This is a genomic window from Brevibacillus laterosporus DSM 25 (assembly GCF_002706795.1).
Taxonomy (GTDB): domain Bacteria; phylum Bacillota; class Bacilli; order Brevibacillales; family Brevibacillaceae; genus Brevibacillus_B; species Brevibacillus_B laterosporus.
On sequence record NZ_CP017705.1, the window covers coordinates 4,388,062 to 4,410,077 of the forward strand.

18 protein-coding genes are annotated in these 22,016 nt (G+C 44.7%); 10 read left to right on the forward strand and 8 right to left on the reverse strand.

Annotated features, from left to right (window positions below):
* Positions 1–966 carry a DMT family transporter gene (locus tag BrL25_RS21035; protein ID WP_018669988.1) on the forward strand — a complete coding sequence of 322 codons (966 nt, stop codon included), beginning with the start codon at positions 1–3 and terminating at the stop codon, positions 964–966.
* Positions 967–1,035: 69 nt separating this feature from the next.
* On the forward strand, positions 1,036–2,472 hold the full coding sequence (locus BrL25_RS21040) for a hypothetical protein (RefSeq protein WP_018669987.1): 1,437 nt from the start codon (positions 1,036–1,038) through the stop codon (positions 2,470–2,472).
* A gap of 99 nt (positions 2,473–2,571) precedes the next feature.
* On the opposite strand, the gene BrL25_RS21045 is transcribed toward BrL25_RS21040, so the two are convergent.
* On the reverse strand, positions 2,572–3,180 hold the full coding sequence (locus BrL25_RS21045) for a nitroreductase family protein (protein WP_018669986.1): 609 nt from the start codon (positions 3,178–3,180) through the stop codon (positions 2,572–2,574).
* 292 nt (positions 3,181–3,472) lie between these two features.
* Between BrL25_RS21045 and BrL25_RS24950 the strand changes: the two genes are divergently transcribed.
* From BrL25_RS24950 to BrL25_RS21060, 5 genes are all read left to right on the forward strand, one after another.
* A complete protein-coding gene (locus BrL25_RS24950) occupies positions 3,473–3,736 on the forward strand; it encodes a hypothetical protein (protein WP_094698784.1) in 264 nt (87 codons plus the stop codon).
* A 374-nt stretch (positions 3,737–4,110) separates the two neighbouring features.
* Positions 4,111–4,353, forward strand: a complete 243-nt coding sequence (locus tag BrL25_RS21050; protein WP_018669985.1) for a hypothetical protein — start codon at positions 4,111–4,113, stop codon at positions 4,351–4,353.
* 142 nt (positions 4,354–4,495) lie between these two features.
* Positions 4,496–4,639, forward strand: coding sequence for a hypothetical protein (locus BrL25_RS25305; protein WP_018669984.1), 144 nt, complete (start codon positions 4,496–4,498; stop codon positions 4,637–4,639).
* Positions 4,640–4,669: 30 nt separating this feature from the next.
* The gene (gene kapB / locus BrL25_RS21055; protein WP_018669983.1) at positions 4,670–5,059 is read left to right on the forward strand and encodes a kinase-associated lipoprotein KapB; all 390 of its coding nucleotides are present in this window, start codon (positions 4,670–4,672) and stop codon (positions 5,057–5,059) included.
* Positions 5,060–5,154: 95 nt separating this feature from the next.
* The gene (locus BrL25_RS21060; protein WP_018669982.1) at positions 5,155–6,018 is read left to right on the forward strand and encodes a spore coat protein; all 864 of its coding nucleotides are present in this window, start codon (positions 5,155–5,157) and stop codon (positions 6,016–6,018) included.
* Between the two features lie 328 nt (positions 6,019–6,346).
* Here the strand turns inward: BrL25_RS21060 and BrL25_RS21065 are convergent, their stop codons facing one another.
* The 3 genes from BrL25_RS21065 to BrL25_RS21075 all read right to left on the reverse strand — a co-directional run bounded on the left by BrL25_RS21065 (position 6,347) and on the right by BrL25_RS21075 (position 14,606).
* Positions 6,347–6,973 carry a Vat family streptogramin A O-acetyltransferase gene (locus tag BrL25_RS21065; RefSeq protein WP_018669980.1) on the reverse strand — a complete coding sequence of 209 codons (627 nt, stop codon included), beginning with the start codon at positions 6,971–6,973 and terminating at the stop codon, positions 6,347–6,349.
* Between the two features lie 461 nt (positions 6,974–7,434).
* Positions 7,435–13,584 (reverse strand): NTTRR-F1 domain, encoded by a 6,150-nt coding sequence (locus BrL25_RS21070; protein ID WP_099327280.1) that lies wholly within the window; start codon positions 13,582–13,584, stop codon positions 7,435–7,437.
* 572 nt (positions 13,585–14,156) lie between these two features.
* A complete protein-coding gene (locus BrL25_RS21075; RefSeq protein WP_018674015.1) occupies positions 14,157–14,606 on the reverse strand; it encodes a MarR family winged helix-turn-helix transcriptional regulator in 450 nt (149 codons plus the stop codon).
* 288 nt (positions 14,607–14,894) lie between these two features.
* Here BrL25_RS21075 and BrL25_RS21080 point away from each other — a divergent pair, with 288 nt between their 5' ends.
* Positions 14,895–15,977: a hypothetical protein gene (locus tag BrL25_RS21080; RefSeq protein WP_018674014.1), complete on the forward strand. Its 1,083-nt coding sequence runs from the start codon at positions 14,895–14,897 to the stop codon at positions 15,975–15,977.
* Positions 15,978–16,075: 98 nt separating this feature from the next.
* Here the strand turns inward: BrL25_RS21080 and BrL25_RS21085 are convergent, their stop codons facing one another.
* The 4 genes from BrL25_RS21085 to BrL25_RS21100 form a co-directional block, all read right to left on the reverse strand.
* Positions 16,076–17,119: a phosphodiester glycosidase family protein gene (locus BrL25_RS21085; protein WP_018674013.1), complete on the reverse strand. Its 1,044-nt coding sequence runs from the start codon at positions 17,117–17,119 to the stop codon at positions 16,076–16,078.
* Positions 17,109–17,543, reverse strand: coding sequence for a hypothetical protein (locus tag BrL25_RS21090; RefSeq protein WP_018674012.1), 435 nt, complete (start codon positions 17,541–17,543; stop codon positions 17,109–17,111). The genes BrL25_RS21085 and BrL25_RS21090 overlap by 11 nt, the downstream gene beginning before the upstream one ends.
* Positions 17,544–17,960: 417 nt before the next feature.
* Positions 17,961–19,721, reverse strand: coding sequence for a SulP family inorganic anion transporter (locus tag BrL25_RS21095; RefSeq protein WP_018674011.1), 1,761 nt, complete (start codon positions 19,719–19,721; stop codon positions 17,961–17,963).
* Between the two features lie 176 nt (positions 19,722–19,897).
* Positions 19,898–20,224, reverse strand: a complete 327-nt coding sequence (locus tag BrL25_RS21100; protein WP_018674010.1) for an ArsR/SmtB family transcription factor — start codon at positions 20,222–20,224, stop codon at positions 19,898–19,900.
* 620 nt (positions 20,225–20,844) lie between these two features.
* Between BrL25_RS21100 and BrL25_RS21105 the strand changes: the two genes are divergently transcribed.
* Together BrL25_RS21105 and BrL25_RS21115 are read left to right on the forward strand one after the other, a co-directional pair.
* The gene (locus BrL25_RS21105; RefSeq protein ID WP_018674009.1) at positions 20,845–21,204 is read left to right on the forward strand and encodes a VOC family protein; all 360 of its coding nucleotides are present in this window, start codon (positions 20,845–20,847) and stop codon (positions 21,202–21,204) included.
* Between the two features lie 344 nt (positions 21,205–21,548).
* Entirely contained in the window at positions 21,549–21,890 is a 342-nt protein-coding gene (locus BrL25_RS21115; RefSeq protein ID WP_018674007.1) for a hypothetical protein, read from the forward strand.
* Positions 21,891–22,016 lie beyond the last annotated feature (126 nt).

A 22,016-nucleotide genomic window follows, 5' to 3' on the forward strand; every position in this document is an offset into this window, starting at 1 on the left:
ATGAAAGCTGAGAAATTTTTTACACATCCTGTTGGTATAGCTGTTGCAGCCACAGTAACTACTTTTTTATGGGGGAGTTCTTTTCCCTTTATTAAAAAAAGCTATGAACATTTACAAATCGGCAAGTCAGACATCTTTGAACAAATGCTGTTTGCTGGATATCGTTTTGTGCTGGCTGCTCTGGGGATCTTATTGGTGATGCTATTGCTGCGTAAACAGTTAGGGTACCAAACAGGCTCCTTGAAGCGATTAGTGAAGGTGGGAGCTTTTCAAACATTTTTGCAATATATCTTTTTTTATATTGGTCTTAGCTACAGTTCAGGGATCCAAGGCTCTATTATTGCGGGGACTACCTCCTTTTTTCAAATTATCCTGGCCCATTTTATGTACAAGAATGATTCATTAAGTATACGAAAATGTGTGGGATTAGCAATTGGATTCCTAGGTGTTATTATTGTTAATTTACCAAGTGGTGGTTCGATGGGAATCACATTTGGAATAGGAGAGATTTGTTTATTGGCCGCTATGTTTTGCGGTGGATTAGGAAATATCTTATCAAAGCAAGAAGCAGCACATCTCGATATTCTATATCTGACTTCTTATCAAATGCTACTGGGGGGATTAGGTTTACTTGCGGTTGGAGCTAGTCAGGTAGGGATAATGCCTTTTCAATTTGATTGGAACACTACCTTGATGCTGTTCTATTTGGCATTTATTTCAGGCGCTGGTTTTGTACTATGGAACAACATCATGAAATACAACAAAGTAGGGAATGTTTCCATGTATTTATTCTTGATTCCTGTGTTTGGAGTACTACTCTCTTCTGTTATGCTACAAGAAGCAATCCATCTCGTGGTATTAATTGCTCTGGTTTGTGTAGCAGGGGGCATTATCATTGTGAATAAACAAAAGTCAACAACATCTGTTAAAAACGCTGTACAAAAAGCTGGAAAACCAATCAAATAAATAAATATGTGCATTCACCCACCCTCTCTCTAAGGCATATGGTACAAAAGGGGAGGGGTGTTGCAACAGATGCAGGTTGAATTTGGCTGGCTTCATGGGATATACGTTCTTTTTATCCTTTTCATTATTTTGCTTATGGTATTAAGGAGAGATACGAGTCTTGTCAGTATAGTAGGTATTGCTGTGCTGGGTTTTGTGGCAAGTGGCTCTATGTATACAGCAGTAGAAGGAATCTTTAACAGTTTTATTTATGCAATCAACGAGCTGTTACCTACCATTCTGATTATTTGCGTAATTGTTGGCATGAGTCTGGTATTATCGGCTTCTGGAGTAAATGAAACAATGATTACACCTATGACATTTTTTATCAAAGCTCCAGGCCCAGCTTACTGGATCATTGGGATTTCCATGATGGTTATTTCATGGTTTTTCTGGCCATCACCAGCAGTGGCTTTAATTGGTGCTGTTGTGCTTCCTGTTGCTGTCCGTATAGGCTTACCTGCGATAGGTGTTGCCATAGCGATGAACTTATTTGGTCATGGGATTGCACTATCGAGTGATTTCATCATTCAAGGTGCCCCATCTCTTACAGCGGGGGCTGCCGGGATAGCGGTGGAGGATGTCATACGTGCGAGCGTTCCTTTAATTATGGTCATGGGACTTGTTTCAACAAGTGTTGCGTTTTATTTGTTACGTCGAGATATGAAAAATGGAAAGTTACAAGTCGATCCAGATTTGTTACCAAATAAAACTTTTGTAGAGGAGAATGGAGATATAGGAACGGTAATAAAAAAGGATGGTACAACAAATACTTCCTCGCTTTCAAAGCCATTTCGTATTTTCTTTTCCATTCTTGTCCCTTTATTGTTTGCCTTAGATGTTCTAGCTATGTGGCTTTTTAATCTAAGAGGAGGGGATGCTACAGCTTTAATTGGTGGAACGGCAATGTCTATTACGTTACTAGTTACTATATTTACACACAAAAATAGAGGGTTAGAGAAGACTACAGAGTATCTGATTCAGGGTTTCCAATTCGGTTTCAGAGTTTTCGGACCCGTCATTCCGATAGCAGCCTTTTTTTATATGGGAGATAGTGGTTTTACCAAGGTATTTGGTGAAATATTACCTGCTGGTTCCCAAGGAATAGTTAATGACCTTGGGGTTGCTTTGGCTCAGATGATTCCGTTAACCAAAGAACTAGCAGCAGCGACTGTTATGGGAGTAGGAATTATAACTGGTTTGGATGGCTCTGGATTCTCTGGTATTACTTTGGCTGGGTCGGTGTCCCATCTTTTTGCTTCTTCAATGTACGATGGGGTTGCCACTCTTACAGCTTTAGGTCAAGTGGCAGCAATTTGGGTTGGTGGTGGTACGCTAGTTCCTTGGGCCTTAATCCCAGCAGCAGCAATTTGTGGTGTAAGCCCGTTTGAACTAGCAAGACGCAACTTGATTCCCGTTTTAATTGGACTAGTTGTGACGACAATCGTTGCTGTTTTTCTCCTATGAAAGAAAAGACCAGAGAAAAGTGGACAGATACTCTGGTCTTCTTGATTTACGTATAGTTTTCGTTAGCTAAAATTTGATCTCTTTCCACACTGCGCTTCATTAGGAAAGTGAATCTCCAAACTTTCCTTCAAAAATGGTTTCTTCTAATTCTCGTCTATTATTAGGGATCTCACGTTCTTGGAATGCTTCTGATAAAGCCTCTTTTTCTCCTTGATAACCAATAGCAATAACAACTTCAGCCTCGTACTCTTCTGGAATATTCAATAGCTCACGGGCTTTGTCAGGATAGAAGCCACCCATAGCGTGAGTGACGAGCCCTTGGCGAACACATTCTAAAGCTAAATACCCCCATGAGGTGCCAGCATCAAAGGAATGAGAACGAAGCGGTTCACCACGTGAGGAAAGCTTGCGAGATAAGAGAAGGGCAAGAACAGGAGCCTTGTCACACCAAGCGGTATTACCCGGCATAATGAATTTTAGGAAGGTAGCTCGATCTTCTGGTGTGCGTGCCAAAATATAACGCCATGGCTGTTCATTACTGCCTGATGGAGCCCAACGTGCTGCTTCAAATATGCGATATAATACTTCAGCTTCTACAGTTTTTTCTGCAAATGAGCGAGGAGACCAGCGATTTAAGTAAATAGGATCGATAGCATGTTTACTTTCCCGATGAAATTGTCCCCATGCAGATTTTTCACTACGTTCCATTGGATAATCCCTCCTTTTTTTGTTGAAACAAGAATTGTTGACTGAATTTTCTGGAACAAATACATACTTTAAGTATAGCAACGCTCTTACTTTTTGGCACTTCTAAAAATTTATTTGTGATCATTTCATGTGCTTTTAGGGTATAAATAGCTTACAAATGTATATTCAGAGGGGTACTGAATTTGTTTACATAATAAAATTATGAGCAACTTTTTCCTACATCATTTCCACATTTCCTCCATACTCTTGCTTTATCTACTCGCTAAGATAAGCATAGAAAGGCGGGAAGAGTATGCAAGAATTAAAAGCAGCACGCTTAGAAATATGTGCCATGTTAAATCAGTGTCAGTCTTGCAATTTGCCTCTGCTTCATCGCCGTCCTGGTCAAAAAAAACGGAACAATCAGTTCTGTACGACCCAGTGTAGTTTTTACAGGGAAATTCAGATGAAGCGACGTAGTATGGAGCGTTTGCAAATACAACGCAGGACACTGCTTGGAGTGCCACGTACAGGGATGATGGAACCAGATGAGCAACGAGTTCTCGTTCTTAGTTAAAATAGCATAGATAGATTTGCGTGCTTTCAGTTAAAAAGAATGAAAAAAAGTCGACAAAAGCCCACAAAAAGTACATCATCTGTATCTAAATCTGTTTCAAGTAATTGTAGGTTGATTAAACAAATAGTGGATACGATAAGATAGTAAAGGCTTCATGTAAATAAGAGAACCGAACACTAGGGAGGGTTGCTATTTGTTGCTTCACAATGTTTTGTGAGAGTAAACATAGCAACCCTTCTTTCATACATAAAAATAAACCCATGTCTATTCTTGTAGAAAATGTGCAAATAAATTAACTTGTACATGCCACTGTTTCACTCTATCCTATAGATAAGAATTCAAATCGGAACTGGAAGCAAGAGGAGGTAACCTATATGTCAAAAGATTTACTTGAAATGCTAGAGGAGCTACATGAAGACAAACAACGATATGTACATTACTTAGAACAAAGTAAAAAATCTCTCTCGCAACTTACCATGACAGAGGGAGACACTGATTGCGCAGAAACTATTAAACTTCTGCAAGCCACCGAATCGGAAGTAGAGACCTTACAAAAATTAATTTCTTATATTGACTTTAAGATAAAGCTTTTACGAGTAAAAGAATACGCTTCCTAAGAACCTCATCTCCCCAGATGGGGTTCCTTTTTCGTAGTTAGTACCCAGGTTACTACATAACAAGTTGTCACCTGTTCGTATCCTATCCACATCTGCTACAATAGGAGCATCAGCGATAAAAAGATAACGGAGGGAGAATCACATGTCACAAAACCAGGATCAACAACCACAAAATCAACTTACAGAGCCTAAAGTCAATAAGGAAGCTAAGGTGGTAATTTTTACTTTTATTGGTTTAATGGTCGTTTGTGTGTTTATTATTGGCTGGTTTATGTTTCTCCGCTAGGATACAAATCAAGAAAGCAGGTGTAGCATTATGACAGAACGATCTCTACAATTAGGTGACATCGTTACAGTAAGGCATCGAACGGGGGAGTATATCAGTGAGATCATTGAACTGACGCCGAGCAAAGCGTTGGTCAAAACGTTAGCAGTAATCACACACCCTACACAAGGTGATTTACATAATTTGTACGAAACCAATGTGCCTTTGTTTCACCAGCGCAAAGCAATGGCGTTTCTTGAAAAAGTATATGTTCCAACAGCCGTTTTGCGTCCCTATCTTGGGGAAAGCGTGCCAACCTACCTCGAGTCTTTACACCAAGCTTTGCATAAGATAGAAGAACAATTGCGAGAGCGAGACGATGAGTATGCTAATCTTGCACTACATCAATTGACTCAACTGCGCGACGAATATTTTTTATAAAAGAAAACCCCCTTTGGTCATAAAATTAGAAAAAACAGGGAACCCTAGTAGGGGTATGACTCTGATTTTTATTAAACCAAGGGGGGTTTTTATGTATGGCAGCAGGATTAGGTGCACATGAGGTGCTAGATTTACATGAGGTCTTAGATGGAATGATTAACACTAGCAACAATATGCAGATGTATCGTGCTTATGTTAGAGACCCGCAATTAATGAGTATACTGGATAATCAATTGCAATTTCATTTGCAATCTTACAATATGCTCATATCTATTTTGCAGAAGACGAATTATCAAAGCTCCATTCAAGAGCGTCATATGAAAAGGCTGGGATATGGACAACCTACATATGGATTGCGTCAACCTACTCCGGTGGCGCCTTCTACTTCTACACAGGAAATAGATGATCGAGACATCGCTAGTTGTATGCTGGGTCTACATAAATCTGCTGCTACTATTAAGATGATGGCGACATTGGAATGTGCAGATCCAACCTTGCGTCGCGCTCTATCACAAGCTGCCGTTAACTGTGCAGATATGGCGTATGAAGTGTGGCAATACATGAACCAGAGAGGCTATTATCAGGTGGCTACTTTGAAGGAAGTAACTACGCAGACCATGATCAATACGTATCAGCCAACGATGAACCAATCATTTGGTCTACATTCTCCCGTCATGAATCAATCAATTGCGAAGCCATCTCCACAACTGGTTTCACAAGTCCAACACATGAATCAAACAAACGCATCGATTTTACCTCATCATACGTATGCTAACTACTCTGGAACTACAGCCAGTATTGATTTGCAGCACAGTAATCAAAACGTAACAACGGGAGTAGGGAATCAACCTTTGCAACCTCAGACACCGGATCATAACATTTCTCACGGGGAGCAACAACCATCTGCTGCTAGTATCTTTAGTAATCATGTAGGACATGCTCCACATCCAACTGAATAAGCAAGCACAATACATCCCGACAAAAGCCACCATCCATATTTATATGAGGCTTTTACTCGGGATGTTTTTGTGAAATCAGGTATCATCAAAAGTTTGGCAATGTTCATGTTACTTGTTTTGTACTATAATAGGGAAGTGTTTATATAAAAGGAGAGTTTTTAATGTCTCAGGTTGTCATAGATGCAATACTTTTTGGAATAGTTGCTCTGGTTCTCTTTGGGGCTATGGTTTACTATATTAAAAAATGGAAATGAGAAGAACGCTAATCTTACCAAGTAACAGGGAGAGATTAGCGTTTTTACATTTTATGAGAGTGAATATGTGCGTCCTATTTTACCTGTAGTAATGCCTTACTATCTCCATTTACAATGATGTCAATGTGATTTGAAATCTTTTCAATGTCCCATTCCCACCATGCCACATTGAGCAGGGTTGCAATGATGTCGTCTGTAAATCGCTTCCTCAATTCTTTGGAAGGATTTCCCCCTACAATCGTGTATGGTTGAACGTCTTTTGTTACAACTGATTTAGCCGCAATAATGGCACCGTCTCCAATTTTTACCCCTGGCATGATGCAAGCATCCATACCTAACCAAACATCGTTTCCAATCACGGTGTCTCCTTTAAATGGAAGTTCTTCTAAAGATGGTGTAAACCTTTCCCATCCATGACCAAAAATGTTAAAGGGATAGGTGGAGAAGCCATCCATCTTATGATTAGCTCCATTCATGATAAAGGTTACGCCAGAAGCGATCGAACAAAATTTACCTATAACCAGTTGGTCGCCATACATTTCATAGTGGTGTAGAACTTGATCTTCAAAATCTCCATTTCGACAGTCATAGTACGAATAGTCCCCCACAATAATATTTGGCTTTGTGATGGTATTTTTAATATATTGTAAGCCCTGATATCCCTCGATCGGATATTTTACATCTGGGTTTGGTCCTGTCATTGTGATCTACCTCCTTTTTGATTCGAAATAAAAGGCTAAAAATTTTAATAACAACAAAAAACCTCCTAATCCACTTTCTGGATAGGAGGAGGTTGACTAATCATGGACAGAAATAATACACCTAATAAAGGGTGTAATTATTTCTGCTAATATAAAAAAGCCCGGACTAATCCTATCTAGAAAGTGTTTCGTATTGTACGAAATTTTCTTTTTCAAATAGGATTAGTTGATCATTGGACTTTTGTTCACCCTTTCGAATTACATTCTCTTTAATATAGTTTAGCAGATGTGTCTTGTCAAGAAATGTTAAATTGATTCATGAGCCAATCTGAAAGGAAAGGGAAAGAGAGGTGAAATCAGGTGGTGGGTTTTCCTCTTTGAAGGATAAATGATAACATCAATTAATTTCCAGTTTATAACAAAAAGGAAAGGCGACATAATCGCCTTTCCAATTCAAATGATTAGTTTAATTTAATGATTTTAATTGTAACTCCACTTACGCTACTACTATTGATAGTGAAAGCATTATTCTGTAAATTTCTAAGTTGAAGTGTTGTGTTAGCTGGGATTGAAACAATAGCTTCACTTGAAATTTGTATAGCAGAATTTGCAGAATCACTATTTGTAGCTACGGTAGATGTTTTAAAGTCAGGGATTTCCTTGTTATTTATCATTAAGCCAACTTCAATATACTCTGGTTGCAATGTGCTGATTGGCATCACTGCTACGAGGAAGTAAATGGAATAGTCTCCTCCTTGAGCAATGTGGATAGAATCTGAATTAACTAGTGAAACTCCTCCAATAGCAGGACCAATAGTGTCAAAAGGTATAGCTTCATTTGAAGGTATTAACATAGTCTTGCTTAGCTGGAAGAAACCGTACGCAGGAGAGAATACTCCAGCTGGGCCAGTAGGACCGGTAGGGCCGGTAGGGCCAGTGTCACCAGTAGCACCGGTAGCGCCAGTGTCTCCAGTAGCACCAGTAGCGCCGGTGTCTCCAGTAGCACCAGTGTCACCGGTAGCGCCGGTGTCACCAGTAGGACCGGTAGCACCAGTAGCGCCGGTATCACCAGTAGGGCCAGTGTCTCCAGTAGCACCAGTGTCTCCAGTAGCCCCAGTAGCGCCGGTGTCACCAGTAGCCCCAGTAGCGCCGGTGTCACCAGTAGGGCCAGTGTCCCCAGTAGGACCGGTAGCGCCAGTATCTCCAGTAGCGCCGGTATCACCAGTAGGGCCAGTGTCACCAGTAGCACCAGTGTCTCCAGTCGCCCCAGTAGCGCCGGTGTCTCCAGTAGCACCAGTAGCACCAGTGTCTCCGGTAGCGCCGGTGTCACCAGTAGCCCCAGTAGCGCCGGTGTCACCAGTAGCACCAGTGTCTCCGGTAGCCCCAGTAGCGCCGGTGTCCCCAGTAGCGCCAGTGTCTCCGGTAGCACCAGTAGCGCCGGTGTCCCCAGTAGCGCCGGTGTCTCCAGTAGCGCCGGTGTCACCAGTAGCACCAGTGTCTCCGGTAGCGCCGGTGTCACCAGTAGGGCCAGTGTCTCCGGTAGCGCCGGTGTCTCCAGTAGCGCCGGTGTCCCCAGTAGCGCCGGTGTTCCCAGTAGGGCCAGTGTCACCGGTAGCGCCAGTAGCACCAGTAGGGCCGGTGTCTCCAGTAGCGCCGGTGTCTCCAGTAGCCCCAGTGTCACCAGTAGCACCGGTGTCCCCAGTAGCACCAGTAGCACCAGTGTCTCCGGTAGCGCCAGTAGCGCCGGTGTCCCCAGTAGGGCCAGTGTCACCAGTAGCACCAGTGTCTCCAGTCGCCCCAGTAGCGCCGGTGTCTCCAGTAGCACCAGTAGCACCAGTGTCTCCGGTAGCGCCGGTGTCACCAGTAGCCCCAGTAGCGCCGGTGTCACCAGTAGCCCCAGTAGCGCCGGTGTCACCAGTAGCACCAGTGTCTCCGGTAGCCCCAGTAGCGCCGGTGTCCCCAGTAGCGCCAGTGTCTCCGGTAGCACCAGTAGCGCCGGTGTCCCCAGTAGCGCCGGTGTCTCCAGTAGCGCCGGTGTCACCAGTAGCACCAGTGTCTCCGGTAGCGCCGGTGTCACCAGTAGGGCCAGTGTCTCCGGTAGCGCCGGTGTCTCCAGTAGCGCCGGTGTCCCCAGTAGCGCCGGTGTTCCCAGTAGGGCCAGTGTCACCGGTAGCGCCAGTAGCACCAGTAGCACCAGTAGGGCCGGTGTCTCCAGTAGCGCCGGTGTCACCAGTAGCCCCAGTGTCACCAGTAGCACCGGTGTCACCAGTAGCACCAGTAGCACCAGTGTCTCCGGTAGCGCCAGTAGCGCCGGTGTCCCCAGTAGGGCCAGTGTCTCCGGTAGCGCCGGTGTTCCCAGTAGGGCCAGTGTCTCCGGTAGCGCCGGTGTCTCCAGTAGCGCCAGTGTCTCCAGTCGCTCCAGTAGCGCCGGTATCACCAGTAGGGCCAGTGTCTCCGGTAGCGCCGGTGTCACCAGTAGCACCAGTGTCTCCGGTAGCGCCAGTAGCGCCGGTGTCACCAGTAGGGCCAGTGTCCCCAGTAGGACCGGTAGCGCCAGTATCTCCAGTAGCGCCGGTATCACCAGTAGGGCCAGTGTCTCCAGTAGCACCAGTGTCACCAGTAGGGCCAGTGTCCCCAGTAGGACCGGTAGCGCCAGTATCTCCAGTAGCGCCGGTATCACCAGTAGGGCCAGTGTCTCCAGTAGCACCAGTGTCACCAGTAGGGCCAGTGTCCCCAGTAGGACCGGTAGCGCCAGTATCTCCAGTAGCGCCGGTATCACCAGTAGGGCCAGTGTCTCCAGTAGCACCAGTGTCACCAGTAGCACCAGTAGCGCCGGTGTCTCCAGTAGCACCAGTGTCTCCAGTCGCCCCAGTCGCCCCAGTAGCGCCGGTGTTTCCAGTAGCGCCGGTGTCACCAGTAGCACCAGTGTCTCCGGTAGCGCCGGTGTCTCCAGTAGCACCAGTAGCGCCAGTGTCACCAGTAGCACCAGTGTCTCCAGTCGCCCCAGTAGCGCCGGTGTCTCCAGTAGCACCAGTAGCACCAGTGTCTCCGGTAGCGCCGGTGTCACCAGTAGGGCCAGTGTCTCCGGTAGCGCCGGTGTCTCCAGTAGCGCCGGTGTCCCCAGTAGCGCCGGTGTTCCCAGTAGGGCCAGTGTCACCGGTAGCGCCAGTAGCACCAGTAGCACCAGTAGGGCCGGTGTCTCCAGTAGCGCCGGTGTCACCAGTAGCCCCAGTGTCTCCAGTAGCACCGGTGTCCCCAGTAGCACCAGTAGCACCAGTGTCTCCGGTAGCGCCAGTAGCGCCGGTGTCCCCAGTAGGGCCAGTGTCACCGGTAGCACCAGTAGCGCCGGTGTCCCCAGTAGCGCCGGTGTCTCCAGTAGCGCCGGTGTCACCAGTAGCACCAGTGTCTCCGGTAGCGCCGGTGTCCCCAGTAGGGCCAGTGTCTCCGGTAGCGCCGGTGTCTCCAGTAGCGCCGGTGTCACCAGTAGCACCAGTGTCACCAGTAGCACCGGTGTCTCCAGTAGCGCCGGTGTCTCCAGTAGCGCCAGTAGCGCCGGTATCACCAGTAGGGCCAGTGTCTCCGGTAGCGCCGGTGTCACCAGTAGCACCAGTGTCTCCGGTAGCGCCAGTGTCCCCAGTAGCGCCAGTGTCTCCGGTAGCGCCAGTGTCTCCGGTAGCGCCGGTATCACCAGTAGGGCCAGTGTCTCCGGTAGCGCCGGTGTCACCAGTAGCACCAGTGTCTCCGGTAGCGCCAGTGTCCCCAGTAGCGCCAGTGTCTCCGGTAGCGCCAGTGTCTCCGGTAGCGCCAGTAGCGCCGGTGTCTCCAGTAGGGCCAGTGTCCCCAGTAGGACCGGTAGCGCCAGTATCTCCAGTAGCGCCGGTATCACCAGTAGGGCCAGTGTCCCCAGTAGGACCGGTAGCGCCAGTATCTCCAGTAGCGCCGGTATCACCAGTAGGGCCAGTAGCACCAGTGTCTCCGGTAGCGCCGGTGTCACCAGTAGGGCCAGTGTCACCAGTAGGACCGGTAGCGCCAGTATCTCCAGTAGCGCCGGTATCACCAGTAGGGCCAGTGTCACCAGTAGCACCAGTGTCACCAGTAGCACCAGTAGGGCCGGTGTCACCAGTAGGGCCGGTGTTCCCAGTAGGGCCAGTGTCACCGGTAGCGCCAGTAGCACCAGTAGCACCAGTAGCGCCGGTGTCCCCAGTAGCGCCGGTGTCCCCAGTAGCGCCAGTGTCTCCGGTAGCACCAGTAGCGCCGGTGTCCCCAGTAGCGCCGGTGTCCCCAGTAGCGCCGGTGTCTCCAGTAGCACCGGTGTCCCCAGTAGGGCCAGTGTCCCCAGTAGGACCGGTAGCGCCAGTGTCACCAGTAGCACCAGTAGGGCCAGTGTCACCAGTAGCACCAGTAGGGCCAGTGTCACCAGTAGCACCAGTAGCGCCGGTGTCACCAGTAGGGCCAGTGTCTCCGGTAGCGCCGGTGTCTCCAGTAGCGCCAGTGTCTCCAGTCGCTCCAGTAGCGCCGGTATCACCAGTAGGGCCAGTGTCTCCGGTAGCGCCGGTGTCACCAGTAGCACCAGTGTCTCCGGTAGCGCCAGTAGCGCCGGTGTCACCAGTAGGGCCAGTGTCTCCGGTAGCGCCAGTGTCTCCGGTAGCGCCAGTAGCGCCGGTGTCCCCAGTAGGGCCAGTGTCCCCAGTAGGACCGGTAGCGCCAGTATCTCCAGTAGCGCCGGTATCTCCAGTAGCGCCGGTGTCTCCAGTAGCGCCGGTGTCTCCAGTAGCACCAGTGTCTCCAGTCGCCCCAGTAGCGCCGGTGTCTCCAGTAGCGCCGGTGTCACCAGTAGCACCAGTGTCTCCGGTAGCGCCGGTGTCACCAGTCGCCCCAGTGTCACCGGTAGCGCCGGTGTCTCCAGTAGCACCAGTAGCACCAGTAGCACCAGTAGCACCAGTAGCACCAGTAGCACCAGTAGCACCAGTGTCTCCAGTAGCACCAGTGTCTCCGGTAGCGCCGGTGTCCCCAGTAGGGCCAGTGTCTCCGGTAGCGCCGGTGTCTCCAGTAGCGCCGGTGTCTCCAGTAGCGCCGGTGTCTCCAGTAGCGCCGGTGTCTCCAGTAGCACCGGTGTCTCCAGTAGGGCCAGTGTCCCCAGTAGGACCGGTAGCGCCAGTGTCTCCAGTAGCACCAGTAGCGCCGGTGTCACCAGTAGCGCCGGTAGCGCCGGTATCACCAGTAGGGCCAGTGTCTCCGGTAGGGCCAGTGTCTCCAGTAGGGCCAGTGTCTCCAGTCGCTCCAGTAGCGCCGGTATCACCAGTAGGGCCAGTGTCTCCGGTAGGGCCAGTATCTCCAGTAGCGCCGGTATCACCAGTAGGGCCAGTGTCTCCAGTAGGGCCAGTGTCTCCAGTAGCACCAGTGTCTCCAGTAGGGCCGGTGTCTCCAGTAGGGCCAGTGTCTCCGGTAGGGCCAGTGTCTCCAGTAGCACCAGTAGCACCAGTGTCTCCGGTAGCGCCGGTGTCCCCAGTAGGGCCGGTGTCTCCAGTAGCGCCGGTGTCTCCAGTAGCGCCGGTGTTCCCAGTAGCGCCAGTGTCACCGGTAGCGCCAGTAGCCCCAGTAGCGCCGGTGTCTCCAGTAGCGCCGGTGTCCCCAGTAGCGCCAGTGTCACCGGTAGCGCCAGTAGCGCCAGTGTCACCGGTAGCGCCAGTAGCGCCGGTGTCCCCAGTAGGGCCGGTGTCCCCAGTAGCGCCGGTGTCCCCAGTAGCGCCGGTGTCTCCAGTAGCACCAGTGTCACCGGTAGCGCCAGTAGCGCCGGTAGCGCCGGTGTCCCCAGTAGCACCGGTGTCTCCAGTAGCCCCAGTAGGGCCGGTGTCTCCGGTAGCCCCAGTAGGGCCGGTGTCCCCAGTAGCACCAGTAGCGCCAGTAGCGCCAGTAGCACCAGTAGCGCCAGTAGCGCCAGTAGCACCAGTAGCGCCAGTAGCGCCAGTAGCACCAGTAGGGCCAGTAGCGCCAGTAGCACCAGTAGCACCAGTAGCGCCAGTAGCACCAGTAGCGCCAGTAGCGCCAGTAGCGCCAGTAGCGCCAGTAGGACCAGTAGGACCAGTAGGACCAGTAGGACCAGTAGGACCAGTAGGACCAGTAGGACCAGTAGGACCACCACTAGTCTGTAATAATTCGATGTCATCAACAACTACATCAGCAGTAGTTAGGCCAGGAACTTTTTCAATAATGAGCAAAGCTTGAATCGCCGTTGCTGGTACAACAGAAGTTGTTTCATAGATTGTAGTCCAAATATCCGCTGTGTTATCTGGAAGGTGACCTACGGGAATTGTAAGATTAAGTCCAATCCCAACAGGGGTAGCTGTTACATCTAAATAGAGAAGTGCAATATTTACTTGAGGGCTTACTAAATTCCCTAATTTTGCGATGGATAGTAAAAATTCAAAACTATCTCCAGGTGTTACAGGCACTGCTTGAAACAATAAACTATTAGCTGTATTTCCGAATAATCGTGCACTAAAAAAACCGGTGTGACTCTGTAGATTTGTAATGGCTACGTTTATAGAGCTCCACGGGATCAGGGTTCCCGTTTCAAAATCACCATTTACAATTTTGTTACTAAAAGGCAACTAAACCACCACTTTCATGAAAAAGGTCTTGGTGCTAGTACATCTTATGTTGCCCTTTCTATTAAGGGAACGGTAAGTATCATTCGATTGACCCCCAATTTTGAAAGAAAAGGATTACCTAAAATAATAGAATATATGAAAATAAAAACCGCAAAAAAAGATGAAAAAGCTCAATTTCATCAAAGCTTATAGAATATAAAAAAGCAGAGATTACAAAAGAATTTATATTAGCAAAAATAATTTTACAACTAGGTCTTACGAAAAATGATCGTTTCACCAGAATGTTGAGTTTCTTGGAAGGACAGAGGAGACAAAGTAAAATCTTCAAGCTATATAATTAAGGAAGCAAAAAAATAATGGGTGAATGAAAGGGTTTAAAGCTGATAGGGGCTTGAGGGGAGAGGGCAATTTTTTTAAAAGCTTCACTTTTTAAACCTACATAACGTGAAAAGCAACAGAAGAGGTTTACTGGTAATCAATAGAATATTCGGTTAATGATAAGCGCTTCTAATTTTTATCTTACCATTTGAGATAGCACCAACGTAGCTGATACTACGCTGGTACTATCTAGACTAATGTACTTCTGCTTTCAAACTATACAGTTGAGTGTGTAAGGTTTTAAGCAATCTGAGCAAGGTTTCCACATCTTCAGGGTTCATGCTTTCTAAAGCAGTTTCCATAACATGATGAGCTGAAGAATGGTTATTGATAGTTTGAGATAACTCGTGCCCTTGGGGTGTTAACGACAAAATGATTTCACGTCTATCTTCCGTAGAAGGTTCTCTAGTAAGATAACCAAGCGCTACTAGCCCATCTATAGAGATACTCAACGTACTTTTGGCTGTTAACAAACGATCTGTTAATTGTTTTAGTGTTTTTAACTCTGGATGAAAGCGAATGACATTTAATATCGCTAATTGTTGTAAAGTAAGGCCAGCGTTGGCAGCATCTAGTTGGGTCAATTTGGATGTGATTCGATTGATAGCCCAAAATGATTGCAGAAATTCAATGGATTGTTTCATACCTAACCTCCCATTTTATGTATTCATTCTCCATTTCTATCGTATCTGACAAATAGTTTATGTTTGAATTGTTCAATATTGAACGAATGCATGCATAAGTTTAGTCGATCATTTATAAATTGTAAAGGATGTTTTCAACACACATAGGCATGAGCCTGCATATAGTATAGTAACCGATACGACTAAGAAAAGTGATCGGGAGGTTGATGGGATGGATTTATCTGACATCTAACCGTGTGTTACGTATGGGTGTTGTTCGTCTATGACAAGGAACGAGGGGGATTTCATATGCCAAACCATGTGCGCCATATTTTCGCAGCAGTCTATACCTCCAAAGGGTATTACAGTTTTTACGATTCCATTTTACAAGATATAAATTACCTGTACCTGATAGACGGCCCAATCGGCACTGGGAAGTCGGCTGTTCTTGATTCGATCCAAGAGAGATTGGCTGAACAAGGAAGTAAGATACAAGTAGTTCATTCTCCATGGGACCAAAAAGATATAGATGCTCTACTATTGCCAACCCAACAAATCGCCATTATGGATGGAAACATTTATGAAAAGGCAGTTGCCAACAAAACAACCTATAAACTATCTCTTATTGACATAAAAGAAGCTTGTGATACATCACGACTTACCCAATCGGAAAACAAGAATAAGGAATACGAAGAGCAGATGGAGGCTGAATTAGAGGAAGCGTATGCTTGCTATCGTGATGCTTTGTTTGTCCATGATGATTGGGAGAGAATTTATATTAGTAATCTAGATTTCGAAAAAGCCAATATGGCAGCAGAAGAAGTCTGCCAAATGATTTTTGGAGACGTTTTTTTAGAGAAGGAATCGCGTGTGCAAGAATGTTATTTTGGTGCAGCTACACCAGGAGGCAATGTCGATTATATTATGAGCTTAACGGAAGAGGTAGTGCGGTACTTTATTAAAGGACGCCCAGGATCAGGGAAGTCTACGATGTTAAAAAAAGTGGTTCAGATAGCAAAACAGCGTGGATTTAATATGGAAATTTATCATTGTGCACTCGACCCAAATAGCCTAGACATGGTCATTTTACCGGAAGCTAATGTAGCGATCTTTGATAGTACAGCTCCACATGAGTATCTTCCAAGCCGATCCTCCGATCGGGTTATTGATATGTATGAGCGAGCGATTACTCCATTTACGGACGAAAAATACGCTTTTCAATTACGTTCTATATTGGATAAATATAATCATACAGTCAAACAAGCAAAGGAGCATTTAATTCAAGCTAAATCGTTACGTGATCTAATCGTTAATGAGAACAAACAGGCTGTTGATTTTGAAAAACTACAATTAATCACAGATCGACTACTAAAACAGATTATCGGGGCATAATTGATGGTCTACAAGTGAAAATAAAACGCGTTCCTGCTTGGTATCGGGCCCAGGAACGCGTTTTTCTAATGAATCGTCAAGTTACAAAAATGAAAAAGTTAAGGAAGAACCACTAAATGAGTAGTCAAAGGTAATTCACGTCCGCTAGAAGGGTGGTTTAAAACTTTACCATTATAGTAAAAGACACTGGAACTTCCACCATCTAGGTTGTATGCGTCCCGTACCTTGAATTCAAGCAATTTACGTTGTGCTTCTTCTAAGGTAACGCCTTTGCTACCGCCTTTATTTCGTCCATCAATTACAATAAATAACAGGTCTCCATTTTCAAAGTTTCCGATCAGTGTACGTGGTTCACGACGGTTTGCCCATGCTTTTGGAATTGTTTTTTTCTGACCATTTTCCAGAAGGATTGGCAAGAAACTGGCTCCCTGCATGATACCGTTCTTTTTCACTTGCTCCTGTGATGTAAGACGTCCACTGTGCAAGCGACCGTTTTTGTTAAAGCCCACAAAACTCAGATTCGGATTATTGGAAAATGTCTTGACCTGACCATCTACCACTGTAATACCGAGTGGAGCAAGTTTGCCATTACGTTTATCAAAACCACCTGCATTAACTGCTAAAACGGCACCTTTTCGTTTCGCTGCATGACTAGTCGTTTCCCCACTACTATAGATGCTATCGTTTGCCAATACCATTTTCAGCGCATTGGGGTTAAACAGATGGACTTTTGCCATATAACCGCTATATCCTGCTTCCTTAAGCGAGTACACCTTAATTCGTGAATTTTTACCGAAGTTTTGACCAATCGGATCGCCTAACAGATTAGCGAGGATTTCATCTACTAATCCAGTAGATTGCTTCGTCTGATTTTTGCTAGCTGCTACAAGGTTATCAAGTTGCTTCTGATAATGCTCTGCTTCTTTTTTATCCTGATCAGCCGTTTTACGTAGACTTGCCAAGATGTCTTTCGTTTCATTAGAGGCTTTTTCCAGCTCCGAAATATGAGCAGCGAGTTGAGCGCTCTTTAACGATAGCTTGTCCATATTGGCTTCCAAGGGTGAGGGCTCGGCAAAAGCAAGCAGAATCCCACAAAGGGGAGCTAGCAATAAAGCAAAAAACAGATTCAGCTTAGAAAGCACGAGCAGCGTCCTCCAGTTTTTTCAGAGAGCCCTTCAGTTCTGCCAATTGTTTATCCAATGTTGTAATCCGTTGTGACAGGGCTTGCTTCGTTTTGTCTGTTCCAGAGATGGTCTCACCAGTTAATGCTAATTCTTCTTTAATTCCATTCATCTCTGACTGTACATTTCCCATTTGTGTTTCAATCAACTTAATCAACTCATCATTTTTGGCTTCCACCATGCTAATGCGCTGGTCCAGATAACTCTGTGAAGTAGTGATATAACTATGCGCGAGCTGAAAGCCGCCAAAGCATAATCCACCCCAGAGTAGCACAGTACCGGCGACTAATATTCCTTTACGTTTGGGTGCACTTAGTCGTTTTTGTTTTGATGGCCGCACGGCTGCCGAAGCTGATTTTGTTTGCTCCATATAGCTTTGATTCATTTCATTCCCTCCCATTCAAGAAATCAGGACAGTCCCTTGTAGTTAGGGAGCTTTTTACTTGTTATCTTTTTCGAAAAAGCTTGTCCAAACAAAAGGTATCTAAACAAGACACCATTCGCGTAATTTAGCGTCAGTACGACATTTTTTACATGACGCTCTATTATAACATGGAATGAATCACGTGTATTTTACCAATCAATTAGAAGAACCAAGGAATGACGTTATTTTCGGAAGTTATCTACTAAATCCGTGGAATTTCGCTATTTTTCGATCTGTATAGGGTGTAGATATATTTATAAATTTTTGCTTTCAATCATAAAGCTAGACTGAAAAGTTCATGTTATAAATGGAAAAGGACAGTTTTTTGATTTCAAAAAACTGTCCTTTAGCTAAAATTACTGTTCTTTCATTCCTAATTTATTGTTCCGAAAATTGTTTGATTGGTAGAACTGATTGTTGCTTCCCTACATTCGGGTCTGATAATACAGTACATTCACGAAAGCTAAAATGTTTACATCCTAAGCATTTTTGACGTTCTAATTGAGTTAAGGCGTACTCAATAGCTTCACCTGTATGTTCAAAAAAGTTCTCTTTACCAATTACCTGTGCCAAGCCTGTTTTTGTCAAAACTTCTTTAGGCTGAGCTTGAATGCCAGATATGAGAACCTTCCCACCATTTTTTGTGAAATCGTTGACTACATTCGCAAGGTTAGACTCACCAGTGGTATCCATAAAAGGAACCTTTGCCATTTTAAGTAGTAGTACCTTAGGGCGATAATGTATGGTTTCCATAATCGATGATTCAAACATGGCAGCTGCACCAAAGAATAGAGCTCCTTCTATGGTAAAAATAGCTATTTGGGGACAGTCGTGTCCTTCCTTTACCATATGAGGAGACATTTTTTCGTGTTTTACCGTAGGATCAGGTAACACCTTTGCGACGGTTAATATGTCCCTCATTCGCTTCACAAACAGAATAACTGCCAATATTAATCCTACTTCGACCGCAGTTACTAAATCGGTTAGTACAGTCAGAAAGAAAGTGATTACTAATACAAGAGAATCACTTGTTTTTGTTTTTACGATATGGATAAATGCTCTACGTTCGCTCATGTTCCAAGCGACAACCATTAAGATAGGTGCCATGCTGGCTAAAGGAATTGAAGAAGCCCATGGAGCAAACAACATGAGCACGATTAACACGACTAGACTATGAATCATCCCTGAAATCGGGCTCTTGGCACCACTTTTTATGTTGGTAGCTGTACGAGCGATGGCTCCAGTTGCAGGGATTCCGCCAAACAAAGGGGTAATCATATTCGCAATCCCTTGCCCTATTAACTCACGATTGCTTTTATGGCGGTTTCCAGTCATTCCATCAGCCACCACCGCAGATAAGAGGGATTCAATCCCTCCGAGTAAGGCAATTACGAAGGCAGGCTGAAGTAGCTGGACAATTCGATCCCAGGTGATATCAGGTATATGAAAACTGGGAAGGGTACTGGGAATTTCCCCATATGTGGAACCTATTGTCGCTACTTTCCCTTCAAAAAACCACGCTGCTAGTAAGCTGGATACGATCAGACCGATGAGTGATCCAGGTACCTTTGGAAAAAGCTTAGGTGTTATGAAAAGAATAGCGAAACAAAGAAGCGCCGTAACAATGCTGTATGGATTTATAGTGGACAGATGGATACCGAGCTCCTTCATATTTGAAAGAAAGTCTTGATGCCTTTGGATTTCTGTTAACCCCAAAAAATTTGAGATTTGCCCAGTAAAAATAATGACAGCTATGCCAGAGGTAAAACCAATGGTGACCGGGCGTGGAATAAATGCGATAAGTGCCCCTAGCCTAAAAATTCCCATCAGGATGAGCATTACCCCAGCTAATAAACCGGCAATTAGTAAGTTCTCATACCCGTACTGCATGACAATTGCAAATAAAATAGGAATAAAGGCTCCTGTAGGACCCCCGATCTGAAACTTAGACCCCCCAAATAAAGAAATAAAAAAACCTGCAATAATTGTTGTGTAAATTCCATATTGAGGATTAACTCCAGCAGCAATAGCAAAAGCCATTCCTAAAGGAATGGCGATGACACCTACAATTAACCCTGATATGAGATCATGTCGAAAATAAGTACCGTTGTAGTTCTCAAATCTCCCCGACAACTTCATTTCGAACCCTTCTTTTTTTGTATATTTGATTATTTGAATATAAGGGGAATATACACCTGCTGATCCGTTCTTGTCAATGTAGGAAAAGAGCTCATTTATTTCATAAACATTTAGTCTACAAACAAAAAAACAAGAAAATCCTGTTGTATGTAAGATTCTCTTGTTTTTTTTGATGTTTATTCATTTCGCATGTTTTCCAGTAGTGAAATGGCGTCTACTAAATGATTATCAAAAATCTGTTTGGAAACCTTAAGAAGGTCTTTAATAAGGGGATCTCGCAGGGAGTAGATTACAGAGGTGCCTTCCTTCGTGCCACTAACCACATTCTTGTTTCTAAGGACAGCTAATTGTTGTGACACAGCAGAACCTTCCGTTCCTAAAATAGTCTGAAGTTCATTAACGTTTTTATCACCTTCACATAGTACTTCAAGGATTCGAATACGCAACGGATGGGCCAACGCTTTAAAAAATTCTGCTTTAAACTGTTGAATTTCTCGGTTCATTTATCTAAACTCCTTACAAACAATTTGAAAGATAAGAATATATGAATAAGATAACACAGATGGTAGGTAAGTTGTAAAAGAGTACATTACTACTATAATATTTGTTGATTCTAATATTCAATGCTGTATATACCGATTATATTTGTATTAGGAGAGGGATTACCATACTATTTTATGATATTCATATAATGATCATATATATATATATAAATTCAAACTGTTCAATTTGTGTACACATTTTTATCGAATTAGGCAAATTTTGCTAGATTTTTTTCAAAATATGGGTTATTATCATTAGTAGAAAGTGATTTTCTATTTTACCCAAGGGGGAGATATTATGAGCATCGCAATCGCTGTACTACAATTCATTGGAGCAGTAATCCCTTTATTAATTGATCTCGTAAAAGCGTTCGCTTAGTCTATCATTTTCTATTTTTTTAACGTCCTTATTTTTAACATTTTTGCTAAAAAGCCAACTTCTTACGGGTTGGCTTTTTGGCATTTTTTGATAAGCAACCATTTTTAGTACTCGTTTTATAAAAAAACTCAACTGTTTCATAAACAGTGTCAGGAAATGTCACTATTCAAGGCTAGAATTGACTCAGAAAGGAGGAGAAAAAATGTTTAAGAAATTACAATGCCTTGCAATTTATACGAAGGACTTGGAATCATCCATTATTTTCTATGAGAAAATGGGGTTAGTAAAGAAATGGGAGGTCGAGCAAATTCCAGGTAAACCATGGAAGCTAGTAGGTATGGGATTTGGAGAAGGTCATGCAGAACTTGTTTTAAAAAATAATCCTGAATTAAATTTCATCGAGCCAGAAATTATTGTGGAGGATGTCAGTGCATTCTATGAACAGTGGAAAGACGAGCCATCCATTCAGTGGATTCGCACACCATTCTCCAACTCATTAGGTGGTCATGTAGCTATTATGGAAGCGCCGGATGGCAATGTATTTGTCTTGATCGGGAAGTAACATGATAAATATGGTACAATGAGGAGATAGGCTAGTGTAAGCGTAATGATAATTATAAACATGGAGGAGAGAGTGATTGAACTTTATTGGGAAACACTCGCAAAATTTATTGTTGCTGATTGTTGGGTCTACATTTATCCTGAATCTATTTATTAAAGAAGGCTTTGCAAAAAATATCATTAGTATCGTTAGTTTCTTTCTGGTGTTAGTTGTCGTAATGTGCGGAAGAAGATATTGGAAGAAATATTCGAAATAAAAGCAAAGGTATGATAACTTTCTCTTGTTCAGTTCTTATGTGCGACCTTTCTACATACATTGTTGTCAGAATGAAAGGAGAGGGGCACATGGAAGCTACAATTGCTCGGTATTTTGCGATCAAACAACAGCAAAAAAAGCTAGAAGAGGAACTGGAAGAGGTAAGACGCATACTGTTGGCAGTTTACCCTGAACCGTGTGTGGTTGAGGTAGGAGAGTATCGTCTGAGAATTAGTCGACAAGAGAAGAAAGAGTTTAATGAGGAGAACCTACTTAAAGTTGTGGAAGACCCGCAAATATGGCGGCTGATATCCAAAGTGGATGTGGCAAAAGTAAATAGTTTGATCAAGCTAGGCGTCATAAAAGAAAAAACGCTAGAAGATACGTACACGGTGAAACAAACCTCATATGTTCAGGTATCTAAAAAGTAAGATAGGACAAAAGTCAAAATATCATCTTACATATAGAAAAAAGGCGTGCAGCTCTCAACAGGGAAGCACGCCTTTTTGCATGAAGAAAAGAGCAGAGATTTCTTTGAATAACAAGGCTTTAGAAGG

Bases quoted from the DNA above. Each gene is read 5' to 3' on its own strand.
- BrL25_RS21040 (WP_018669987.1), top strand. From the start codon at position 1,036: ATGCAGGTTGAATTTGGCTGGCTTCATGGGATATACGTTCTTTTTATC.
- BrL25_RS21080 (WP_018674014.1), top strand. From the start codon at position 14,895: ATGCCAAACCATGTGCGCCATATTTTCGCAGCAGTCTATACCTCCAAA.
- BrL25_RS21035 (WP_018669988.1), top strand. From the start codon at position 1: ATGAAAGCTGAGAAATTTTTTACACATCCTGTTGGTATAGCTGTTGCA.
- kapB (WP_018669983.1), top strand. From the start codon at position 4,670: ATGACAGAACGATCTCTACAATTAGGTGACATCGTTACAGTAAGGCAT.
- BrL25_RS21060 (WP_018669982.1), top strand. From the start codon at position 5,155: ATGGCAGCAGGATTAGGTGCACATGAGGTGCTAGATTTACATGAGGTC.
- BrL25_RS21045 (WP_018669986.1), bottom strand. From the start codon at position 3,180: ATGGAACGTAGTGAAAAATCTGCATGGGGACAATTTCATCGGGAAAGT.
- BrL25_RS21105 (WP_018674009.1), top strand. From the start codon at position 20,845: ATGTTTAAGAAATTACAATGCCTTGCAATTTATACGAAGGACTTGGAA.
- BrL25_RS21090 (WP_018674012.1), bottom strand. From the start codon at position 17,543: ATGAATCAAAGCTATATGGAGCAAACAAAATCAGCTTCGGCAGCCGTG.
- BrL25_RS21065 (WP_018669980.1), bottom strand. From the start codon at position 6,973: ATGACAGGACCAAACCCAGATGTAAAATATCCGATCGAGGGATATCAG.
- BrL25_RS21075 (WP_018674015.1), bottom strand. From the start codon at position 14,606: ATGAAACAATCCATTGAATTTCTGCAATCATTTTGGGCTATCAATCGA.
- BrL25_RS21115 (WP_018674007.1), top strand. From the start codon at position 21,549: ATGGAAGCTACAATTGCTCGGTATTTTGCGATCAAACAACAGCAAAAA.
- BrL25_RS24950 (WP_094698784.1), top strand. From the start codon at position 3,473: ATGCAAGAATTAAAAGCAGCACGCTTAGAAATATGTGCCATGTTAAAT.
- BrL25_RS21050 (WP_018669985.1), top strand. From the start codon at position 4,111: ATGTCAAAAGATTTACTTGAAATGCTAGAGGAGCTACATGAAGACAAA.
- BrL25_RS21100 (WP_018674010.1), bottom strand. From the start codon at position 20,224: ATGAACCGAGAAATTCAACAGTTTAAAGCAGAATTTTTTAAAGCGTTG.
- BrL25_RS21095 (WP_018674011.1), bottom strand. From the start codon at position 19,721: ATGAAGTTGTCGGGGAGATTTGAGAACTACAACGGTACTTATTTTCGA.
- BrL25_RS25305 (WP_018669984.1), top strand. From the start codon at position 4,496: ATGTCACAAAACCAGGATCAACAACCACAAAATCAACTTACAGAGCCT.